Genomic DNA, 21,499 nt, shown 5'->3' with positions numbered 1-21,499 from the left:
AGCACCCGTTTGCATGTGAGGGAGGATTTAATATGAGGAAACTCGCGCTGGCGGCGCTCGTAGCCGCAGCCATTTGGGTGCCACAAGGTCTGGCGTTCGCTAGCTCCACCATCATTATGGTAACTCATTCTCCGCCGTCCGATACGTATTGGGTGAGTGTAATAAAAGGATTGGAGCAGGCCGGGAAAGATTTGGACCTCAGCGTCCAATATCGAGGCGTGGAGAATAACCTCAACGATCCCAATCAGCAGCGTCGAAATCTCGAAGCTGCGATCGCGGCGAAGCCTGACGGGATCATAGTTTCCGATCCGACGCCATCGTCATTGAACGCCACCATCAAGAAGGCGTCGGATGCTGGCATTCCGGTCATTCTCGTAAACCAGGGTGGCGATCAGGTTGCAAATGTGGGTGCGCTTGCCTTCGTAGGCGACGACCCCGGTACACAAGGCCAGATGGGCGCTGCCCAGTTCAATTCATTCGGGTCCAGAAAAGCGCTGATAATAACTGCCCCTCCCGGAGCTTTACCTTTCCTCGATGCGCGCACGAACGGGTTTAAGAAAGCATTCAAGGGAACGTCGACACTGGCAGAAATCCCGCTGTCGGATTTCAACAACGCCAATCGGATAAAATCGATCACGGAGTCGGAACTACAGAAAGACGGATCGATCGATGCGGTCTTTTCCATTGGCGGCTGCTGCATCACGGCGATGATGCAGGTCAGATCAGACCTTGGGGAGCGGGCGCGGGATATCCACTGGGGCACGATCGATATGACGGCCAGCGCAATTCGATCCTTGAAATCTGGAGAACTTGACTTTGCTCTCGATGCCCAGCAGTACGCGCAGGGCTACTATCCGGTGGTCATGTTAGACTTATATGTGCGTCAAGCGATCCGACCGGCCGAAGCCCGGCTGATCACCGGTCCCGTAGTTATTACCCCAAGCAACGTGAATCATATCGAGGCCACTGGTCGATGACAGTCGAGCGTTGGGGCGTATGATATGGAAGCGTCATCTCAACAGGGGTGCAACGAGAAGGCGGGGGCGAAAAGCGGCTTGTCAATACTAGCTCGCCCAGAATCGACCGCCCTGGTTGGCACTGTCGTGGTGTTCAGTTTTTTTGCCTTCTTTACCGGCCACGCTGGGTTTCTGACGTTACCAATGACGCGCAATTATCTGGAAGTCGGAGCTGAGATAGGGATTATCGCCGCGCCCGTGACGTTGCTGCTCGTTGCGGGGGAATTCGACCTCTCTGTCGGGGCGAACGTCGCACTGAGCCAATCAATCTTGGGTTATTTGATGGTGTATGGCGGTTGGCCGGTCGCCGACGCGTTCTTAGCCGCCATTCTCATCGCGTCAGTTGTTGGCGCGGTCAATGGGATCTTGGTCGTCAAGACTAAGCTTCCTTCATTCATCATAACCCTTGCCATGCTTTTCATCCTTCGAGGTATCGCCCAAGGCGGGCTGCGAATGCTCGTTGGCACGACGACGATCGACGGAGTTCGAGATCATGCCAGCGAGGACCGACTCTCGTTTTTGTTCGCGTCTTCGATTGGTCCGTTCTCAGTTTCGCTCGTTTGGTGGCTTGTTGTGACAATGCTTGGCGCATGGGTTCTCGAAAAAACGGCCTTCGGCAACTGGATTTTCGCGACGGGGGGAGATCGCCGTGCCGCGCTGCAGTTGGGGGTCCCAGTGCAAGTGGTGAAAGTGACCCTCTATATAGCCGTTGCAGTTTCGACAGTGTTCGTAGCGGCACTGGACATTTTTGCGATCAATCAGAGTGATGCGAACGCGGCGACAGGACGGGAATTCGAAGTGGTGACCGCCGCAGTAATTGGTGGCGCCCTGCTGACGGGGGGGTATGGCTCGCCGATCGGTTCATTTTTGGGCGCTCTCTTGTTCGGTATGGTCGAACAAGGCTTTTTCTTCACGCCACTGCCCGACGTTTGGTTCATGACGTTTCTTGGCGTCGTGCTCCTTCTCGCGGTGCTGGTAAATAACTACACCAGGCTAAAAGCTTTGAAACCACGGAGGAGCGGCGATATCGGGCGAACCCTACCTTGAGACGGTGAACGTTACAAAATTCTACCGTGATGTGGCAGCGTTACGGGACGTTTGTCTTTCCGTCCGATGCGGAGAAGTGGTCTGTTTACTTGGCGACAATGGGGCCGGCAAGTCCACGCTAATCCACATTCTGAGTGGGGTAGAGAAGCCCGACCTCGGCACGATACGTGTGGGTGGGATCGATGTGAAATTAGGTTCTCCCGCCCAAGCACGCGACAGAGGTATCGCCACGGTATTCCAAGATCTCGCTGTCGTACCGATGATGCCTGTATATCGCAATTTCTTCCTCGGGCGTGAGCCCACAATTGGTTGGGGGCCGTTCCGACGGTTCAACTCAAAGGCAGCGATCGCTATCGCGGAGAAGGCTTTGCGCGACTTCGGCGTCAGTTCAGCTTCCGTGCGCCTTCCCATAGGGACGCTTTCCAGCGGTCAACGTCAAGGCGTAGCGGTAGCAAGAGCCCTCCATTTTGGCGGTCGTATCCTCATTCTTGATGAACCGACGTCAGCCCTTGGGGTCAGACAGGTCGAAGTAGTGCTCGGGTATGTAAGGCGTGCCAAGGATGCGGGCGTGGGCGTGATACTCGTGACCCACAACGTGCAACATGCCTACGCGATCGGAGACACCTTTGTTGTGCTATTTCTCGGACGTCACGTTGGAACATTTGACAAATCGAACTTAACGGAGGCCCAACTGACCAGGATGATGGCGGGTGTTATCTGAAAAAGGACGGCCCTTCTCCCGAAGGGTTTGGGCCCAGCTACCCACTGATCAAAGCATAGGAGTGGTTGAAATGATTACGAAGCTCGTTCAGCCGCGCTCGAATAGCGATCCGGAAAAGCCAATTATTTTTATAGTTGATGATGACGTGTCCGTCCGAGAGTCACTTGGACATTTGGTTCAGATTGCTGGATGGAAGCCGGCAGTGTTTGCGTCCGCGGAGCTTTTCTTGGAAAACGCTGCGACTCCAGGTCCTTGCTGCTTGATTTTGGACATCAATATGCCGGAGCTCAATGGGTTGGAACTTCAACGCGTCATGGCGGCGAAGGGGATAAATATGCCAACTATCTTCGTGTCCGGGTACGAGGAGGCGCGCAATACTCACGCAATGAATGGAGGCGCCGTTGCATTTTTAACGAAACCCATCAACTCCGCTGAGTTGCTGGAAACCGTGAGCACGGCGCTGGCTTCCTGGGAACCGTCCCCGTAAACATCGTTGCGCCTTGCCGTTGGCACCGTCGGCTATCAACCCGGGCATCAAAAGGCGTACACGCCGTCCGGTTTCCAAGACACCGTCGCGCCTCGGCCAATGGACCTGAGCGACATCTCCCGGACGGTCGCAGACTATGCCAAAGCGGCATGCCTAGCGCAGTCGGCAGGTTTCGAGTGGAGCTGCACGGCATCAGCACCTGCTTGATCCCGACCTTCCTCTATGAACGGCACAATGAGAGAACGGATGACTACGGTGGTACAGCTGAGAACCGGGCACGGTTCCCTCCCAAGGTCATCGATGCCCTTGTGGACACCTGAGCGCCTGGAAGCGTTCGAATGAAGCTCAGTCCGGGTCTGAAGGCATGGGAAATCTGGTCGCTGCAAGAGCGACCTTGGCGACCTTCGAGTCCCTGGTTGGGATCAGGTTACGGGGGTGAACCTAGAGCCTGGAGCCGCCTTCTTGACCGCATCCTTGAGACGCTGAAGGATTGAGATCTTCTCTGCTCCGATGAAATCCGGTTCGATCAGGTCGGCGTAGCCGAAACGACCAGCCTGATTGACGTGGAACTTGATCTGATGATGAGCAGCGGTGATACGAAAGGGGCGTGGCTTTGCATGCCTGGATCTTAACGCACGACAACATCTCGAAGCCCTTCGGGCCATCGCCCTCGTATGAAACCTCAACGACATGGGGCTTCTCCGGGTCGCGCAGATCGGAGGCATGTATCCAGACGAAACGAGCTTGGTAATCATGTCCGTGCCAGTTTGCAATTACTGCGTCTGCGATGTCCTTTCACCTGCCGAAGTTGATTCCTGCTTTGTTCCCTAAGACATTTTCCGGGCACCGAAGTGCCCGGAAAATATCTGCGCGTTGACCAAGATGGTCACCTTAGTGGCATTCCCAGCGGCGCAATGAAGAACTCAGTGGCTCCCTGCAGCATCGAGCATCAGCTATCAGCTGCAGCCGCTCGTTGCCCCGCATGTGTCGCACTTTTCGCATGTCCCGTTGCGGACCATCGTGAAGTTCTGGCACTCGGAGCATATGTTGCCCGTGTAGCCCTGCATGATGGAGCGGGCGCGGCGTTCGGCTTCGACCTTCTTGGCTTCCGTCTTGGCCGAAGCCGCGTCGGCGGCTGCCTTGTCGGAGAAGAGGGCGGTTGCCTGCTGCTGCGCCTCGGTCGTGACTTCTTCGAGCACTTCCTCGGCGATCTCTTCGGCCAGTTCCTTTGCCCGCTCCTCGTAGTCGCGCTTGAAGGCGACGATTTCGGAGGAGGAGACAGCGAGCGTCGGTTCGATCTTGCGGGCCGCAGCGCCGGCAAAGGACGTCACCGTGGCGCCGGAGGAAGCACGCGCCGGAGCTGCGGTAGCAGAGCCCTTCGGCTCACCGCCGGCCTGACGTTCATTGCCCGTTACCAGCGTCGGCTTGTAGCCGCGGGTCCAGCCGGTCGAGACGAGGTTCGTCTTGCCTTCCTGGATGCCCTTGCCAAGCGCCGTGTTCGAGAAGTCCGACGTATCGACATGCGCCAGGTCGTGGCGGCCGAGGTAGGAGACGGCCAGTTCGCGGAACACGTAGTCGAGGATCGACGTGGCGTTCTTGATCGCGTCGTTGCCGATGACCATGCCGGCCGGCTCGAACTTGGTGAAGGTGAAGGCCTCCACATATTCCTCGAGCGGCACGCCGTACTGCAGGCCGAGCGAGATCGCGATGGCGAAGTTGTTCATCATCGCACGGAAGGCGGCCCCTTCCTTGTGCATGTCGATGAAGATCTCGCCGAGGCGGCCGTCGCCGAATTCGCCGGTGCGCAGATACACCTTGTGTCCGCCGACGGCGGCCTTCTGGGTGTAGCCCTGACGGCGGTTCGGCAGCTTCTCGCGTTCGCGGGTGACGCGCTCGACCACGCGCTCGATGATCTTCTCGGTGATGGTGACGGCCTGGGCGGCGACCGGCTGCTGCAGCAGATCCTCCAGCGCGTCCTCATCGTTCTCGTCTTCGATCAGCGAGGCGTTCAGCGGCTGCGACAGCTTGGAGCCGTCGCGGTAGAGCGCGTTTGCCTTCAGGCCGAGCTTCCAGGAGAGCATGTATGCGCTCTTGCAATCGTCGACCGTCGCGTCGTTCGGCATGTTGATCGTCTTGGAGATCGCGCCCGAGATGAACGGCTGGGCGGCCGCCATCATGCGGATGTGGCTGTCGACCGAGAGATAACGCTTGCCGATCTTGCCGCAGGGGTTGGCGCAATCGAAGACGGCGAGGTGTTCGTTCTTGAGGAAGGGTGCGCCTTCCAGCGTCATTGCGCCGCAGACGTGAACGTTGGCGGCCTCGATATCCTTCTTCGAGAAGCCGAGGTGCTCGAGCAGGTTGAAGCTCATGTCGCCGAGCTGTTCGTCGGTAACCTTCAGCGTGCCCTTCAGGAAGTCGGCGCCGAGCGTCCACTGGTTGAAGACGAACTTGACGTCGAAGGCCTGCTTCAGCGCGCCGTTCAGCGCCTCGATCTTCTCGTCGGTGAAGCCCTTGGCCTTCAGCGAGCCGGGGTTGATCGCCGGCGCCTGGTTCAGGTTGCCGTGGCCGACTGCGTAAGCTTCGATCTCGGCGATCTGGCTCTCGGAGTAGCCGAGCGTCCGCAACGCTTCCGGAACGGCGCGGTTGATGATCTTGAAGTAGCCGCCGCCGGCAAGCTTCTTGAACTTCACCAGCGCGAAGTCGGGCTCGATGCCGGTCGTGTCGCAGTCCATGACGAGACCGATCGTGCCGGTCGGCGCAATCACGGTTGCCTGGGCGTTGCGGTAGCCGTGCCTTTCGCCGAGCTCGAGAGCCTTGTCCCAAGCGCTCTTGGCATGAGCTGCGAGATCCTGGTCCGGGTTTTCCGAGTGGATCAGCGCGACCGGGTTGATCGACAGGCCTTCGTAGCCCGTGGTCTCGCCGTAGGCGGCGCGGCGATGGTTGCGGATGACCCGCAGCATGGCTTCGCGGTTCGGCTTGAACATCGGGAAGGGGCCGAGTTCGGACGAGATTTCCGCCGAGGTGGCGTAGGAAATGCCGGTCATGATCGCAGTCAGCGAGCCTGCAATGGCACGGGCTTCGTCGCTGTCATAGGGAATGCCCGACGACATCAGCAGGCCGCCGATGTTGGCATAGCCGAGACCGATCGTGCGGTATTCGTATGAGCGCTCGGCGATCTGCTTCGACGGGAACTGCGCCATCATGACGGAGACCTCGAGAACGACCGTCCACAGGCGAACGGCATGTTCGTAGTCTGCGATGTCGATGCGCTTGGTGGCGGCATCCTTGAACTGAAGCAGGTTCAGCGAGGCAAGGTTGCAGGCCGTGTCGTCGAGGAACATGTATTCCGAGCACGGGTTCGACGCGCGGATCGGGCCGGCGGCCGGCGAGGTGTGCCAGTCGTTCATCGTCGTGTTGAAGTGAAGGCCCGGATCGGCCGATGCCCATGCGGCGTAGGAGATCGATTCCCAAAGGTCGCGGGCCTTGAGGGTCTTCATGACCTTGCCGTCCTTGCGGGCGGTCAGGTTCCAGTCGCCGTCGTTTTCGACTGCGCGCAGGAAGTCGTCCTTGATCGAGACCGAGTTGTTGGAGTTCTGGCCGGATACCGTCAGATAGGCTTCCGAATCCCAGTCGGTGTCGTAGGTCTTGAACTCGAGGTCCTTGTAACCTTGCTTGGCGAACTGGATGACGCGGCCGATATAGTTTTCCGGAACCTGGTCCTTCTTGGCAGCGCGGATTTCGCGCTTCAGGGCAGGGTTCTTGTTCGGATCGAAGCAATCGCCGTTGTCGCCTTCGCAGTTGACGCAGGCCTTCATGATTGCCTTGAGGTGCTTGGCAACGACCTTGGAGCCGGTGACGAGGGCAGCAACTTTCTGCTCTTCCTTCACCTTCCAGTTGATATATTCTTCAATATCCGGGTGATCGATATCGACAACCACCATCTTGGCCGCACGGCGCGTCGTGCCGCCCGACTTGATGGCGCCCGCTGCACGGTCGCCGATCTTCAGGAAGCTCATCAGGCCCGACGAACGACCGCCGCCGGACAGCTTTTCGCCTTCGCCACGGAGGTAGGAGAAGTTGGAGCCGGTGCCGGAGCCGTACTTGAACAGACGGGCTTCGCGGACCCAGAGGTCCATGATGCCGCCTTCGTTGACGAGATCGTCTTCAACGGACTGGATGAAGCAGGCATGCGGCTGCGGATGCTCGTAGGCCGACTTTGACTTCACCAGCTTGCCGGTGAAGGGGTCGACGTAGAAGTGGCCCTGACCGGGGCCGTCGATGCCATAGGCCCAGTGCATACCGGTGTTGAACCACTGTGGCGAGTTCGGGGCAACACGCTGGGTGGCAAGCATGTAGGCAAGCTCGTCCTTGAAGGCGAGGGCGTCCTCCTCGGACGAGAAATAGCCGCCCTTCCAGCCCCAGTAGGTCCAGGTGCCGGCGAGACGGTCGAAGACCTGGCGCGCGTCGGTTTCGGAACCATACTGCTGGTCCTTGGCAACATCCTTCAGGGCCGCGTCATCGGCAACCGAACGCCACAGGAAGGAAGGAACATCGTTTTCCTCAACCTTCTTCAGCTTGGCGGGAACGCCGGCCTTGCGGAAATACTTCTGCGCCAGGATGTCGGCGGCAACCTGGGAAAACTGCGCCGGAACGTCGATGTTCTCGAGGCGGAATACGATCGACCCGTCCGGGTTCTTGATCTCGCTCGTCGCCTTGCGGAATTCGATGTCCGCGTAAGCGCTCTGTCCTGCCTTCGTGAAACGGCGTTCTATGCGCATTTCCCTAACCTCTAGCTCGCGCGCCCCGTCCCCGTCGACCAAGGCGCAAGTTTCCACCTCAGGCGGCGCCGTGAGGAGCGCAGCCAGTTCTCGTTTCCATATCGTCACAGGAGTGTCATCCGGAGATGTCTTTCCTGTATATTGTGGTGATGGTGGCTGCAAACACTAAATATAGTATTAACAGCTTATTATCGCCAGCCCCGGATGTCACTTTTCGGAAGATAAAAATCGCGCACGAAGCCCCTCATGGCGGTCATCCATCATGGATGCAACACCCTGATTCTACGCTCGATTTTTGAAGAGAACCGGCCTCGTTAATTCCGGTCCAACTGCCGCAGCAACATCGGAACCTATTAAGTTGGAATCAGGCGATTCCGTCAAGAGGTTGTTTTTAACGAAGCGTTCACCACAACATATTGTGGATCGGGCTGTGGACACTGGGGAAAAGAAAGTCGTGCAAGGAATTCAACGACTTGCGAGCTTTGACCGCTCCAAAGTCGAAAAAATCTAAGAAAAGTTGCGACCGTGTTGATTTGGTTGCAGCTTTTGCTGGCCAAATGCGGCAGCCGATTCGTTGAAGTTAATTTCAGTTACAATGCGTCAATCGCAATTGTCACCGTTGCGATCCCTATAGGCGTTCCGTTTTCATCCTTGATGACAAAACTCGCCTGCGTTTCCAGCAATTGCGTCTGTTCATCGCGCTCGGCCCGATCGATGAATATCTCGTCGGTCTGTTTGGCGAATGTTTTGAGGAACTTATCTTCGTCGCCCTGCCAGTAATCGGATGTCATGGTGCCCTGGCCGACATTGAGGCCATGACGATCGGTCACGAACAATTCGACGATGGTGCCCTGCGAATCATCCTGCTTGGTCTTGAGGTATCGCGACACCGGCTTGTTGAGCAGACGTCTGACCATCTCCCAGCCGCCGCTCTGCACTTCGGCGCGGTAGGTGTTGTCGAGCACCTGGATGTGCGCGTCACTGATATTTCCGAACTTAGCGTTCTGATCTTCGATCGCCTTCCGGACGATCGGCGTATTTACCATCGGCTTGACGACCGTCTCCACATATTCCCGTACCACGGACACATAGGCCGGTTCGGCCGACATGGCCCCAGGCGAGAGACAGATGCCAAGCCCCAAAGCCGCAACCGTCCCGACGTAGCCCCAACGCATCATATTCGTTCCAACGTCGCGTCCCGCGACCATGCCTCTAAACCAATCCCCCAAGGTGACGCCGTTGTCGCGCGGGATTGTGGCTTGGAAGGATAAGGTCTGCAGCGGGCGCGCGACAGCGGAATCCGAGGAGTTAGTTAAACAAAGATTGGTGCAATTTTAAATTGCTGCCATCCCACTTGGTTGTGCCGAGGGAGCCGTCAGCCGCGACTGCCCTTGGAAATCGGTTCCTGATAGGTGAAGCCCATGTCCCAAGGGAAATAGATCCAGGTATCCTGGCTGACTTCCGTGACAAAGGTGTCGATCGTCGGCACGCCCTGCGGCTTTGCGTAAACACAGGCAAAGTGTGCCTTGGGCAGGATGGTGCGCACTTCCGAGGCTGTCTTGCCGGTGTCCGTCAGGTCGTCGATGACGAGGACGGACTCGCCTTGGTCGGCAGTCAGTTCCGGCGCGATGCCCTTCAGGAGCATCATTTCCCCCTGATTCACATAGTCATGGTAGGAGGCGACGCAGACCGTTTCGATCAGCCGGATATTGAGCTCGCGCGAGATAATGGCTGCTGGTACCAAGCCGCCGCGCGTGATGCAGACGATCGCTTTGAAATCGCGCTTAAGGCCGGCGAGGCGCCAGGCGAGTGCGCGCGCATCGCGGTGGAACTGATCCCATGAAACGGGAAAGGCTTTATCGGGAAGGGACATGGTTTGCTCCGCGGCATGAATGATGACACGCCGTTCGCCGGCGGCCGGGACAAGACATTCCGCTCGGCCAAACGCAAATCGCGCAGCCGAAACTGCGCGATAAGAGGACCGAAGCCGGAGCTCGTCATCGGTCGCCGCAATTAGCGGAATCCGGGGGCAAAACGCAAGCCCCATGATTCCTAGCGCGACAGCAGCGTCAAGGCCGTCATCGATTGCAACAGCGTCTTCGTCGTCCCGCCGAAAATCATCTGCCAAAGCCGCGAATGGGTGTAGGCGCCCATGACGAGAAGGTCGATACTGCTGTCCGACAGACGATTTTCAATAATTGTTGACGCCGATTTGTCCGCACTTTCGGCGGTCGCCAGGGTGACTTTGACGCCATGGCGGGAGAGAGCCGCGGCAATGTCGGCGCCGGCGACAGCAGCGGATTGAAGTGCATTGTCGACGGGATCGACCGAGAAAATCTCGACTTCATCGGCCGCCTTCAGGATTGGCAGTGCATCGAACGCCGCGCGCGCCGCTTCCCGTGAGCCGTTCCAGGCGATGAGCACCCGCTTGATCGGTTTCGGCCGGCGCAGCACAAAGGGGATCATCAACACCGGGCGGCCGCTTTCGAAGAGAAAGTTGTCGATGTCGACGTGACTGTCCGACGGCTTGGCCGGATCTGCCTGTGACGCGATGAGCAGGTCAGCGCTTCGAGCGCTTTCGATCAAGGGTGCCGTGCCGTAGCCGGTGGATGAGGCAAAGCTGCGCCACTGAAAGGAGACACCTTCAGCCGCTGCCTTCTTGCGGAAGATGCGTTCGACTTCGACCGTTTCCGCATGCGCCATATCCTGTAGCGCCTGCACGGCGACGGGATCGGGTATTTCCATCGGCGCCACGAGCGGCACGACAGCGACGGTTTCCGCATGAAGGCCGATAACATGGGCATTGGTCTCAGCGGCAATGGCAAATGCAAAATCCGCTACAGCGGGAGCGTTGGCGACGGTATCGAGAATGGCAAGTATGGTTTTGTAAGACATAAACAATTCTCCTTATGCGGATGAAATCAGTTAATCTTCAACGAGAATGCGCCGGCGAGGGCGCCGGTTCCTTGATGCACATCAAAGGCGATGCGGAACCTCTCTCATACTAGGCCTCTGCCGAGCGATTTTCCGCAACCTCCTTTGCCTGGCGAATGGTTTCGATCATGCCGCGCACGTCGGCTCGTGCCGCGTCGATCGCAGTCTGGGAGCGGCCACGGACGACGATTTCGGTCGAGAACGCTTGCCCGACGTATCGGGGGTAGGAGCCTATGTTGGTCTCCGGATGAGCTTTTTGGATGGCAGCCAGCGGCGTGCCGATGTCACCCTCTCCGAAGGGGCAGGAGATGCCAAGCGAGAGCACCCGTGTGCCGGTGCGCAATGTCGGGATGACCGCGTCGACCATGGCCTGGAAGACTTGCGGGACGCCGGCCATCACGTGAACGTTGCCGATAACGAAGCCTGGAGCGGTGGAGACCGGGTTACGGATGTGGCGCGCACCTTTTGGCATCCGGGCCATTCTCTTCCTGGCGTCGGTGAATTCAAGGCCGCGACTGGCATACATGTCGCCGAGTAGTGTCATTGCGTCGGCATCGTATTCACACGGCAGCCCGAATGCTGCCGATACGGCATCGGCGGTGATGTCGTCATGGGTCGGCCCGATGCCCCCCGAGGTGAAGACATAGTCGTATTTTGCGCGCAACGCGTTGAGCGCTGCGACGATCGCACCTTCCTCGTCACCGACAATACGGACCTCCTTGAGGTCGATGCCACAGAGAGTCAGCACATCCGCCAGATGGCCGATATTCTTGTCCTTGGTGCGGCCGGATAAAAGTTCGTCGCCGATGGCAAGCATGGCGGCGGTGACAATAGTCTCATTGGTCATGGGAAATTTCCGAACATTTGGATCCCCACATAGGTAGCGCCCTTCGTCGGTCTTGCAAACCGGGTCGTCGCCGCTACGTCACGCGACTGGCTGCAAGTATTTTTTCGTCTATGGCCATTGAACAGTGCGTTCTGCCACGTGGGGCTATGTTGATGGCGACTCGCTGCTAAGTTTCCACCGCTTACGAATTCAAACACAAATTCCCTGATGGAGATAAGTAAATGGCGAAGGTACTCGTGCTCTACTATTCGGCCTATGGCCACATCGAAACCATGGCCTACGCCGTGGCCGAAGGCGCAAAGTCGACTGGCGCTGACGTTGTTGTCAAGCGCGTTCCGGAACTGGTCCCAGACGAGGTTGCCAAGGCGTCCTACTACAAGATGGACCAGGCCGCGCCAGTTGCCACCGTCGATGAACTTGCTGATTATGATGCCATCATCGTAGGCGCCGGCACGCGCTTCGGAACCGTTGCGTCGCAAATGCGCAATTTCTGGGATCAGACCGGAAGCCTTTGGTTTGCCGGAAAGCTGGTCGGCAAGGTCGGCTCCGTTTTCACCTCGTCGGCGACGCAACACGGCGGTCAGGAGTCCACCATCCTCGGCTTCATCCCTACCTTCCTGCATCAGGGCATGATCGTCGCTGGACTCCCCTATGCTTTCCAGGGCCAGATGGGCGTTGACGAAATCAAGGGTGGTTCGCCTTATGGCGCCTCCACCATCACTGACGGCGACGGATCACGCCAGCCTTCCGCGATTGAATTGGAAGCCGCCAAGTATCAGGGCGCACACGTCGCCAAGATCGCCGCGAAGCTCGGCTGATCGATTCTATCCTGGCAGGCGCGGCTATCAGAGTCGCGCCTGCTTCAAGGCGCAGCCAGTTTGCCGGCTGCGTCAGCCGTAGAGTTCGTGCAGCTTCACTGCGTAGAAAAGAAGCGGTATTCCAAGGACCGCAATTGCGATCATGAGTGCTGTTCCCGCCCGGAACAATTTGAGACGTCGCGTTCTCGTGCCATCCCAATCGTAAACCATCGCCTTACTCCCACAAGACAGCTTACAACCATGCGCAGCCCCAACCGCGATCCTTCTGGCGCGCGCATACAAGCACATTCGAAAGCGATGATAAAGAGCAGCTTCCAGCGGCTGTCTGCTGTGGCTGCGGCGCGAGAAGGCTGCGCTGCCGTAGTCAAGGCCCCTTTGGCGGCACGACAAGGCGGATTAATCAGGCTACGATACGACAGCCACCGCAAAATTTCGGACCGCTAAATTTGGCTAGATAGTCTTGAAGCGCTGCCGCCCATTCGGTCTGTGGCGCTTTGTTGCGCCAGTAGCGCTATTTCGACACGGTTTCGCAGGCCAAGCTTGGCGAGCAGTCGCGAGACGTGAAACTTGACGGTCTTTATCTGGACGCCGGTGGCTTCGGCGATCTGACGGTTCGTCTGGCCCCTGCCGATCAACGCGAAGACGGTGGCCTCCTTTGCGGAGAGTTTTGCGACAAGACTGTCTGTTTTCCGGCCTGCCGAGACATTGCGGATCACGTCGTAAAGCCGCATGCCGATGTTCGATGAGAGATAAGAGTTGCCGGCGGCAACCGTTTGGACCGCCGATATCAGATCCGGAGCCATCGAACCCTTGAGCAGGTAGCCCGTGGCGCCGGCTTCCAGCGCTTCCAGAACATCGTCGTCTTCCTCGGACACCGTCAGCATGACGATCTTCACCTCCGGCCATTTTTGCCGGATCTCGCGCGCCGCGGCGATCCCGCTGCCGGGCATGGAGATGTCGAGAAGGATCACATCGGGCTGACACTGTTCCGTCAGTGCGATTGCCTCGTCCTTGGTTGCGCCTTCGCCCACCACCTTGATTTTTCCGGATGCCGAAAATGCCTGGATGACGCCCATTCGAAACAGCGAATGATCGTCAGCGACAATAACCGAAATAGCCGATTGCATGCCCAATTCAGTGCTCCATGTCGATCGTCATCTCCAGCCGCGTACCCTTGGGGGTGCGATTGGCAAAAGTGAGTGCTCCGCCGAGGCTCTCGACACGCTGCCGCAAGCCGTGAATGCCCATGCCGCCGATATGCCGGGCGGTGGATTGTTCGCCCGGCTTCAGGCCGTCATCACACACTGCCAGCATCAGCTTCCCATCGACAAGTGCGCATTCCACCTTCTGGCCATTGGCGCCGGCGTGCCGATGAGCATTGTTGAGGCCCTCCTGCAGGAAGCGATAGATGCAGGTCTTGATCGCAACCGGCAGCTCTGGATTGGCCCGGCAAGGCTCGAACAGAACCCTGCTTCCCGTGCGGGCCTCGTGGTTGCGGATGACCCTCGCGACGATCTGGTCGAGGCCGAGGCGCTCGATATCCGGCAACAACAGGGAGCGTGCGATCGTCCGAATTTCCGCCAGCGCCTCCGATAGCGTCGAAGACACCATGTGCAGCGCGTCGTCACGCTCGCCGCGGTTCTTGGCAACCCGAACGGGCTCGAGCTGCAGTAGGGCGTAGCTGAGGAGCTGGCCCGGGCCATCGTGCAGATCCGCCCCGATCCCGCGTGCGAAATTCTCGTTCATGGTCGCCAAACGCACGGAAGCCTCGCGATCCCGCTTTCGCAATTCCTGCACCTCGTCGCGCGCGCGTTCAGCCTCCTCGGCGCGGCGATTGAGGAGCTTCCGCTGCCGTTCGATTGTCATGCTCGCCCGATGTACGATGCCGAACAGCCCAAGCATAACGAGCGCGGATGTGGCTGCAACTATGCCCCAGCTCTGGAATTGCAGCTGCAAAAGGTGGTCGCCAACCACGGCGGCGTCCTCATGAATTTCGGCAACCGCAAAGACCGCGCCCGTATCCTTGTCGTGAATGGGGCTGTAGATCTCCAGATAGGACGTCGTGAAGTTTCGCTGGGTATGTTCATCCGCTTCCAAGTCGGCGTGTTGCGCCGCGACCTCGCCCGCAAGCGCACGCTTCATGCCCTCTGGAGCATTGAAGCGTCTGCCGACAAGCTCCTTCGAAAGCGAGTAGGCAACCGTGCCATCCGGCAGCCAGACCTCTAGATACGGAAAACGCTGCCGGACCTCAGGCGCGGCAAACAGTCGATCGAGTTCGGCCACCGCGGTGCTCGACAACTGGGTCGTGACCTCAAGTTCCTGCGCGATCGGCTGTATCATCCGCTGAACCAGCAGAGCGGTCGACGCCGCACGGCTGTTGGTTGCGTTGCTGACGAGGATCCCGGCTATTAGATGTCCCGCGATCGTTGCTGTAATCAGAATAAGAAGGCCGCTTGCCAACAGGAAACGAACAGAGAGTGTCTGCCGCGCAATCCAGTCCTGTGTCGGCAATCGAATGCGCGTCGCGGCAGAGGAGACGCCAACAGCCCTGGAAACTCGCGACGTCGCACTATCCGTCTTTCCTTCCGCGGGGATCCTTTCAAGCACCCGTTGCCTCCTCCAGAGCGCACATCTCACCTAGGTAGGTGACCATACTCGCAATATCCGGCCGGATTTCCAGCAGAAAATCAAAACACGATGAAAGTCGATCCGGAACTGGTCAGAGGTCTAGGTAAAGTCTGGGCTCTGACGGATCCAATGTAAAACCAAAGCACGATTTTTCGATCGGACGTTAATCGAATACTTCGTCGGACTTTCTGTCGTTCAAGTAACGTCCGGTATTTGTCATTCTTGACTATGGTCAAATGACGAGTTCATCGAAGCTCGGCTTTCGACAAATGGGAACCGCAGAACCAGCCAGCTGCCGTCAGGCAGGTGGAATGGCGAAGCTTTGAAAAGCCGCGACGATCGCGCACCGTGGAGGATAGAATGGTCCAGCTCAACAAACATGACCTCGAGTTCATTCTGAAGCAGATCAAGTTGGCTGAAGCGCACGCGGCAGGAACGCCGCTGACGGAACTGGTTTCCAGCCAACTCATCCCCTACGGACTGCGCACCGTGGATGGCAGCTATAACAATCTCGCGCCGGGCCAGGAGCATTTCGGATCCTCCGACCAAATCATGCAGCGGCTGCTCGACGCGCAGTTCAACACTGCCGAAGCAGGCACCAGCTATACCCAAACCTCTGGGAACGTCTACGACTCGCAGCCACGCGTGGTCTCGAACCTGATTGTTGACCAATCGATCGGCAATCCAGCCACCATCCTCTCGGCACTCACCAATCTCGGTCACAGCGATCCCTATGCCTTCCTGGGCCAGACGGCGAATGCCAACGCCTATCTTGCAGCCGTCGACGCGTACGAGGCCCATGCAGCGGCTGAAAAATCGGTCGCTGCGGCCAAGGGCGCCCTCGCGGCGCTTTACTACAGTCCGCTGCCACCGACACCGGAAGCCGTCGCTTCAGCGCAAGCAGTCATCGTCGCGGCAGAAGAGCAGGCGGATGGGGCGCTGGCAGTCAAGAACCTTGCCTACAGCACGATGGAACAGCTGCTCGGTGTGACGATGGAGGGTGACTGTGTTCTCATCCCCAACGTATCTGCCGACCTCGGTGATACCGCGCCGTTCAATGGATTCTTCACGCTCTTCGGCCAATTCTTCGATCACGGCCTCGATCTCGTCAGCAAAGGTGGCAGTGGAACGGTCTATATTCCGCTGCATCCGGACGATCCGCTCTACGTGCCGGGAAGCCCGACCAATTTCATGGTGCTCACCCGCGCGCAAAACCAACCGGGGCCTGATGGCGTCGTCGGCACCGCGGACGACATTCGCGAACACACGAATGAAACCACCCCGTGGATCGACCTCAATCAGGTCTATACGTCGAACCCATCCCATCAGGTGTTCCTGCGCGAATATGTTCTGATTGACGGCCAACCGATGGCAACTGGGCACATGCTCGAGGGCCTCAACGGGGGACCGCCAACCTGGGCCGACGTAAAGGCACAGGCCCGCGATGTGCTGGGGATCGTTCTGACCGACCAGGACGTGCTCCGCGTTCCTGCGATCGCGACCGACTTTTATGGTGAGTTCATTCGCGGCATCACTGGGTTTCCGCAACTGATAACACTTACCGGTGCAGTCGAAGGCAATCTTGACGGCACCGTCGCCGCATCGCAGGCGCTCTCGGCCGGCCGCGCATTCCTCAACGATATCGCTCACACAGCAGCGCCTGTCTCTGTGGACGACGACGGCGATCCCTCAACGCCGCCGGTCCTGATGCCCGACGGCGATACCGATGTGGGCAACGCCGTGCCTGTCGACAATCGCGGCAACAATCTTGCCTACGACAACGAACTCCTCGACGCGCACTACATCGTCGGTGACGGGCGTGGTAACGAAAACATCGGCCTGACCTCCGTTCACCATCTCTTCCACCACGAGCACAACCGACAGATCGACGCGATCAAGCAGGAGCTGATCTCGGGGCCTGATGCCGATGTCGCCTTCCTCAACGAATGGCTTCTGGAAGACGTAGCCGCACTCCCGACGAGCCAGGCCGAGATCGACGCCCTTGTCTGGGATGGCGAGCGGCTTTTCCAGGCCGGTCGCTTCTCGACCGAAATGGTCTACCAGCATCTCGTCTTTGAGGAATTCGCCCGCGCGGTGTCGCCGAACATCGACCCATTCGTTTTTTCCAACAGCGTGGACATCGACCCCGCGATCGCGGCCGAGTTTGCGCATGTCGTTTATCGCTTCGGCCACTCGATGCTGACCGAAGATGTATCCCGCCTCAATTTGCTGCTCGGGGGGGACGGCGAAGTGACAGGGCAGGAACAGGCAGACGTCAAACTGATGGACGCCTTCCTCAATCCTGTGATGTTCGCCGCGAGCGGCGTCGACGCGGAGGCGGCCGCTGGGGCCATCCTTCGCGGCATGAGCCGGCAGGTCGGCAATGAGATAGACGAGCACGTCACCGATGCTCTGCGCAACAATCTCGTCGGCCTGCCGCTCGACCTTGCGGCACTCAACATGACACGCGCCCGCGAGACCGGCGTGCCATCCCTGAACGCTGCGCGTCGCGATTTCTATGCGCAGACCCAGGACAGCATGCTGAAGCCCTACGAGAGCTGGTTCGAGTTTGCGCTGTCGCTGAAGAATCCCGCGTCTCTGATCAACTTCATTGCGGCTTACGGGACGCATTCGACGATCACCCTGGCGACGACGCTTGAAGAAAAGCGTGCCGCCGCAACCGCGCTCGTCCTAGGTGGCACGGGCGCGCCCCAGGATCGTCTGGACTTCCTCAATGGTACGGGTGGGTGGACATCTCAAGCAAATGGTGTGACGACGACCGGCCTCGATACCGTCGACTTCTGGATCGGTGGGCTTGCCGAAAAGAAGATGCCGTTCGGCGGCATGCTCGGCTCGACCTTCAACTTCGTTTTCGAAGCCCAAATGGAAAAGCTTCAGAACGGCGACCGCTTCTATTACCTGAGCCGTACTCAGGGCCTCAATCTCCTCAACGAGTTGGAAGCGGATTCCTTTGCACAGCTCGTCATACGCAACACCGACACCGAGGACCACAATGCTCATCTCAACGGTGCGGCCTTCCAGACGGCCGACTATATCCTCGAGATCGATCAGGCAAAACAGTTCAACGCCGGTTTGGATGCGGCGGATCCGATCGGCACCAATCCCATCCTCCAGGCGATCAATCCGCTCGTCATTCGCCAGGATCTCAATGGCGACGGGACTGTGGATTATCTCCGTTTCACAGGTGGAGAACATGTCGTGCTCGGCGGCAGTTCCCGCAATGACACGCTCATCGGTGGCGAGGGTGACGATACGCTGTGGGGTGGTGCTGGCGACGACCGGCTGGAAGGCGGCTTCGGCGTCGATCATCTGCACGGCGGCGATGGTGACGATATCATCACGGACAGCGGCACGGACGTTGGCGCTGCCGACGTCATTCATGGCGATGCCGGCGAGGACGTCATCAACGGCGGCAACGGCCTGGACCTGATCTTCGGTGGCGATGACAGCGACTTCATCTACGGAGGCAGCGAAAGCAAGACGATCAGCGGCGGCGAAGGCAACGACTTCATCCGCGGTCCAAGCGGCCCGAGCTTCATTGCCGGCAACGAAGGGGATGATTGGCTCGAAGGTGGCGACGGCTTCGACACACTTGCCGGCGAGAACTCGGAGCTGTTCTTCAACTCGACGATCATTGGGCACGACGTTCTGAACGGTCGCGGCAACGACAACGACTACGACGCCGAATCCGGCGACGACATCATGTTCCAGGGCCCCGGCATCCAGCGTAACAATGGCATGGCCGGCTTCGACTGGGCGATCCACAAGGGTGACACCCAACCTGCCAATTCGGACATGAATATCTCGATCTTCGTCAACCAGCAGAACAACATCTTGCGGGATCGCTTCGATCTCGTGGAGGGCCTTTCGGGCTGGACCGGAAACGACGTGCTGCGTGGCCGCGATGTTGTGATCGGCGCATTTGATGCGAACGGAAATGCCACGCAAGTCGATCCCGATGCCCCACTGGACTCCTATTCGAACGCGCTGCTTGCCAAGAACCTGCACCTCATCGACGGGCTGGAGGATCTCACGGCGCATCTTCAGCGCACCGAGGTGACGGTCGCCGGCAAGACCGAAACGATCGTCATGGATACATCCGATGCCTCGGACATCATCCTTGGCGGTGCCGGCAGTGACGTTATCGAGGGAATGGGTGGCAACGACATCATCGACGGCGACAAGTGGCTGAACGTTCGTATTCTTGTGACCCCAGACGCATCTCGCGGACAGAATTGGTCAGCGTTCAGCATCGATACGCTATCCGACATCCAGGCGAGAATGTATTCGGGCGAGATCAAGCCCGGCCAATTGCAGATCGTGCGTGAAATTTTGAATGGCGGTAGTGCCGACGATGTCGATACAGCGATGTATTGGGACAGCTTCGAGAACTACACCATAACCGGCAATGCCGATGGCAGCCTCACGGTCGCCCACACGACGGTCGGTCCGGCGGTCGTCGACCAAACCACTGGCCGAGCTCGCGAAGCGGATGGCACTGATCGATTGTTCAACATCGAGAAGCTTCAGTTCGCCGACAGGATCGTCGATACGGATATTTTCTTCAACTCACCCGCGACAGGCGCGCCCGTCATCTCAGATCAGACCCCCTTGGAAGGCCAGACTCTAACGGTGAACGTGGCATCGATTGCAGATGCAAACGGGCTGGGCACCTTCAGCTACCAATGGCAGTCCTCTGTCAACGGAACAACGTGGACGAACATTGCCGGTGCGACCAACGCGTCGTTTACCCCTCAGGACCTGCCGTTGACGCTTTTCGGCGCTCAGGCAGGGCTTCAACTCCGCGTCGTCGTCAATTTCGCGGACGGATTTGGCAATGCGGAGCAGGTTATTTCGGCTGCCACCGCTCCTGTTGGCGTCAACTGGAGCAGCCTCGTTGGCCTGGCGCCGTTCAACGGCACGGATGGCGACGATGTCGCGAATGGCGCACTGCTCGGTGAGACGCTGAACGGAAATGGCGGCAACGATATCCTGAACGGCGGCGGTGGCGGGGACACCATTACCGGCGGTGCAGGCAATGATACGATCAACGGTGGCGCCGGCAGTGACACGGCCGTCTTCAGCGGACCTATCACAAACTACAGCTTTGCTGCGACGCTCGCCGGCCAGACTGTGACACTCACCATTACCGATACGAACGGGGCGGAAGGAGTCGATGCGCTGACGGCCGTCGAAACGCTCCGTTTCGCAGGCGTCAACTATGCGATCGTGACCGGCAGCAATCTCGCCAACGCCAATCTCAATGGTGCGGCGGGAGCCAACGGATCACAGGCGATCCTCGGGTTCGATGGCGTCGATACGATCAATGGCGGTGCCGGGAACGACATCATCCTGGCCGGTGCCGGCAACGATACGATCACGCAGACCGGCAGTACCGGAGGTCGGGACTTCATCGACGGTGAAGCGGGCATCGACACCTACCAGCTCAATGGTGCCGTAGGCGACGAGGCCTTTGTCATCTATACCCGCACTGCCGCGGAGGCGGCCCTGAGCGGCATCGCGTTCCATCAGGCAACCGAAATCGTCGTCACCCGCAATGGCGTGGTGATTGCCGAACTCGATAATATCGAGGAAATCACCGTCAATACGCTTGCTGTCTCGCAAAATGACGGCAACGGAGTCCCCAACGGCGGTACGAGTAACGGCGACACGATCACGGTGGTCGGCGATTTCACCGAAACCAGCTTGAATTTCAGCACGATTACCATCGACGGAACGACCGGCAACGACACCATCGACATTTCAGCACTGCAGTCTGCGCACCGGATCGTGTTCAGGTCGAACGGCGGCAGCGACACAATTGTTGGGACGCTGCGGCCGCAGGATGTGATCGTGTTGGCGCCGGGCGCGGTCCTCGCCGATTACGCCGCGACTGACGCAGATGGCATGACCACGCTTTCGAACGGCACGCATACGGTCAGCTTTGCGAGCTCGGGCGCACCGAGCTTCCGGGAATGGGCCAATGACGACGAAGACGATCACGACGATGGGCAGAATGGGGGTGACGACGATGATGATGACAACGGTGATGGCAATGATTGCGGTGACGATGATGGCCAGGGCGGCGGCGATGACGATGGCTCCGATGACGGCGGCACGGATCCGCTTCCTGTTGCGGCACGGACGTTGATCGGGACTGTTGCTGGGGATGTTCTGATTGGCGCGGCTGGTGCCGATACGA

The 21,499-nt window shown here is 58.8% G+C and carries 15 protein-coding genes; 7 read left to right on the top strand and 8 right to left on the bottom strand.

The genetic code is table 11. The annotated features are described in order from the left end of the window. The first annotated feature begins 32 nt into the window (after positions 1-32). From FHT97_RS29675 to FHT97_RS31310, 5 genes are all read left to right on the top strand, one after another. Positions 33-977: a sugar ABC transporter substrate-binding protein gene (locus FHT97_RS29675; protein WP_183865079.1), complete on the top strand. Its 945-nt coding sequence runs from the start codon at positions 33-35 to the stop codon at positions 975-977. A gap of 24 nt (positions 978-1,001) precedes the next feature. Beyond that, entirely contained in the window at positions 1,002-2,063 is a 1,062-nt protein-coding gene (locus FHT97_RS29670) for an ABC transporter permease (protein ID WP_183756770.1), read from the top strand. Further along, positions 2,041-2,784 (top strand): ATP-binding cassette domain-containing protein, encoded by a 744-nt coding sequence (locus tag FHT97_RS29665; RefSeq protein WP_183756880.1) that lies wholly within the window; start codon positions 2,041-2,043, stop codon positions 2,782-2,784. The genes FHT97_RS29670 and FHT97_RS29665 overlap by 23 nt, the downstream gene beginning before the upstream one ends. 70 nt (positions 2,785-2,854) lie before the next feature. After that, positions 2,855-3,271, top strand: a complete 417-nt coding sequence (locus FHT97_RS29660) for a response regulator (RefSeq protein ID WP_183865078.1) — start codon at positions 2,855-2,857, stop codon at positions 3,269-3,271. A gap of 149 nt (positions 3,272-3,420) precedes the next feature. Beyond that, entirely contained in the window at positions 3,421-3,591 is a 171-nt protein-coding gene (locus FHT97_RS31310) for a hypothetical protein (RefSeq protein ID WP_246712852.1), read from the top strand. A 636-nt stretch (positions 3,592-4,227) separates the two neighbouring features. On the opposite strand, the gene FHT97_RS29650 is transcribed toward FHT97_RS31310, so the two are convergent. The 5 genes from FHT97_RS29650 to FHT97_RS29630 form a co-directional block, all read right to left on the bottom strand. Continuing rightward, positions 4,228-8,049, bottom strand: a complete 3,822-nt coding sequence (locus FHT97_RS29650; RefSeq protein WP_183865077.1) for a vitamin B12-dependent ribonucleotide reductase — start codon at positions 8,047-8,049, stop codon at positions 4,228-4,230. 590 nt (positions 8,050-8,639) lie between these two features. Next, positions 8,640-9,227, bottom strand: coding sequence for a hypothetical protein (locus FHT97_RS29645; RefSeq protein WP_183756767.1), 588 nt, complete (start codon positions 9,225-9,227; stop codon positions 8,640-8,642). A gap of 197 nt (positions 9,228-9,424) precedes the next feature. Next, on the bottom strand, positions 9,425-9,922 hold the full coding sequence (gpt, locus tag FHT97_RS29640; protein WP_114712411.1) for a xanthine phosphoribosyltransferase: 498 nt from the start codon (positions 9,920-9,922) through the stop codon (positions 9,425-9,427). A 179-nt stretch (positions 9,923-10,101) separates the two neighbouring features. After that, positions 10,102-10,944 (bottom strand): universal stress protein, encoded by an 843-nt coding sequence (locus tag FHT97_RS29635; protein WP_183865076.1) that lies wholly within the window; start codon positions 10,942-10,944, stop codon positions 10,102-10,104. Positions 10,945-11,053: 109 nt separating this feature from the next. Then, complete coding sequence (locus tag FHT97_RS29630) at positions 11,054-11,830, bottom strand: competence/damage-inducible protein A (RefSeq protein WP_183865075.1); 777 nt, start codon at positions 11,828-11,830, stop codon at positions 11,054-11,056. 221 nt (positions 11,831-12,051) lie between these two features. On the opposite strand from FHT97_RS29630, the gene wrbA reads away from it, so the two are divergent. Continuing rightward, positions 12,052-12,648, top strand: a complete 597-nt coding sequence (gene wrbA / locus FHT97_RS29625; protein ID WP_016553685.1) for an NAD(P)H:quinone oxidoreductase type IV — start codon at positions 12,052-12,054, stop codon at positions 12,646-12,648. Positions 12,649-12,720: 72 nt separating this feature from the next. Here wrbA and FHT97_RS29620 read toward each other — a convergent pair whose 3' ends face one another. The 3 genes from FHT97_RS29620 to FHT97_RS31685 all read right to left on the bottom strand — a co-directional run bounded on the left by FHT97_RS29620 (position 12,721) and on the right by FHT97_RS31685 (position 15,255). Then, entirely contained in the window at positions 12,721-12,858 is a 138-nt protein-coding gene (locus FHT97_RS29620) for a hypothetical protein (protein ID WP_016553686.1), read from the bottom strand. 230 nt (positions 12,859-13,088) lie between these two features. Continuing rightward, positions 13,089-13,775 (bottom strand): response regulator transcription factor, encoded by a 687-nt coding sequence (locus FHT97_RS29615; protein ID WP_246712851.1) that lies wholly within the window; start codon positions 13,773-13,775, stop codon positions 13,089-13,091. A gap of 7 nt (positions 13,776-13,782) precedes the next feature. Beyond that, the gene (locus tag FHT97_RS31685; RefSeq protein ID WP_183865073.1) at positions 13,783-15,255 is read right to left on the bottom strand and encodes a histidine kinase; all 1,473 of its coding nucleotides are present in this window, start codon (positions 15,253-15,255) and stop codon (positions 13,783-13,785) included. Between the two features lie 381 nt (positions 15,256-15,636). Here FHT97_RS31685 and FHT97_RS31490 point away from each other — a divergent pair. After that, a partial coding sequence (locus tag FHT97_RS31490) for a peroxidase family protein (protein ID WP_183865072.1) occupies positions 15,637-21,499 on the top strand: 5,863 nt, incomplete at its 3' end.

The organism is Rhizobium sp. BK399, from assembly GCF_014194695.1.
Taxonomy (GTDB): domain Bacteria; phylum Pseudomonadota; class Alphaproteobacteria; order Rhizobiales; family Rhizobiaceae; genus Rhizobium.
This window is presented reverse-complemented; position numbering and strand designations above follow the sequence as displayed.

Bases quoted from the DNA above. Each gene is read 5' to 3' on its own strand.
- FHT97_RS29675 (WP_183865079.1), top strand. From the start codon at position 33: ATGAGGAAACTCGCGCTGGCGGCGCTCGTAGCCGCAGCCATTTGGGTG.
- FHT97_RS29670 (WP_183756770.1), top strand. From the start codon at position 1,002: ATGGAAGCGTCATCTCAACAGGGGTGCAACGAGAAGGCGGGGGCGAAA.
- FHT97_RS29660 (WP_183865078.1), top strand. From the start codon at position 2,855: ATGATTACGAAGCTCGTTCAGCCGCGCTCGAATAGCGATCCGGAAAAG.
- FHT97_RS31310 (WP_246712852.1), top strand. From the start codon at position 3,421: ATGCCTAGCGCAGTCGGCAGGTTTCGAGTGGAGCTGCACGGCATCAGC.
- FHT97_RS29650 (WP_183865077.1), bottom strand. From the start codon at position 8,049: ATGCGCATAGAACGCCGTTTCACGAAGGCAGGACAGAGCGCTTACGCG.
- FHT97_RS29645 (WP_183756767.1), bottom strand. From the start codon at position 9,227: ATGATGCGTTGGGGCTACGTCGGGACGGTTGCGGCTTTGGGGCTTGGC.
- gpt (WP_114712411.1), bottom strand. From the start codon at position 9,922: ATGTCCCTTCCCGATAAAGCCTTTCCCGTTTCATGGGATCAGTTCCAC.
- FHT97_RS29635 (WP_183865076.1), bottom strand. From the start codon at position 10,944: ATGTCTTACAAAACCATACTTGCCATTCTCGATACCGTCGCCAACGCT.
- FHT97_RS29630 (WP_183865075.1), bottom strand. From the start codon at position 11,830: ATGACCAATGAGACTATTGTCACCGCCGCCATGCTTGCCATCGGCGAC.
- wrbA (WP_016553685.1), top strand. From the start codon at position 12,052: ATGGCGAAGGTACTCGTGCTCTACTATTCGGCCTATGGCCACATCGAA.
- FHT97_RS29620 (WP_016553686.1), bottom strand. From the start codon at position 12,858: ATGGTTTACGATTGGGATGGCACGAGAACGCGACGTCTCAAATTGTTC.
- FHT97_RS29615 (WP_246712851.1), bottom strand. From the start codon at position 13,775: ATGCAATCGGCTATTTCGGTTATTGTCGCTGACGATCATTCGCTGTTT.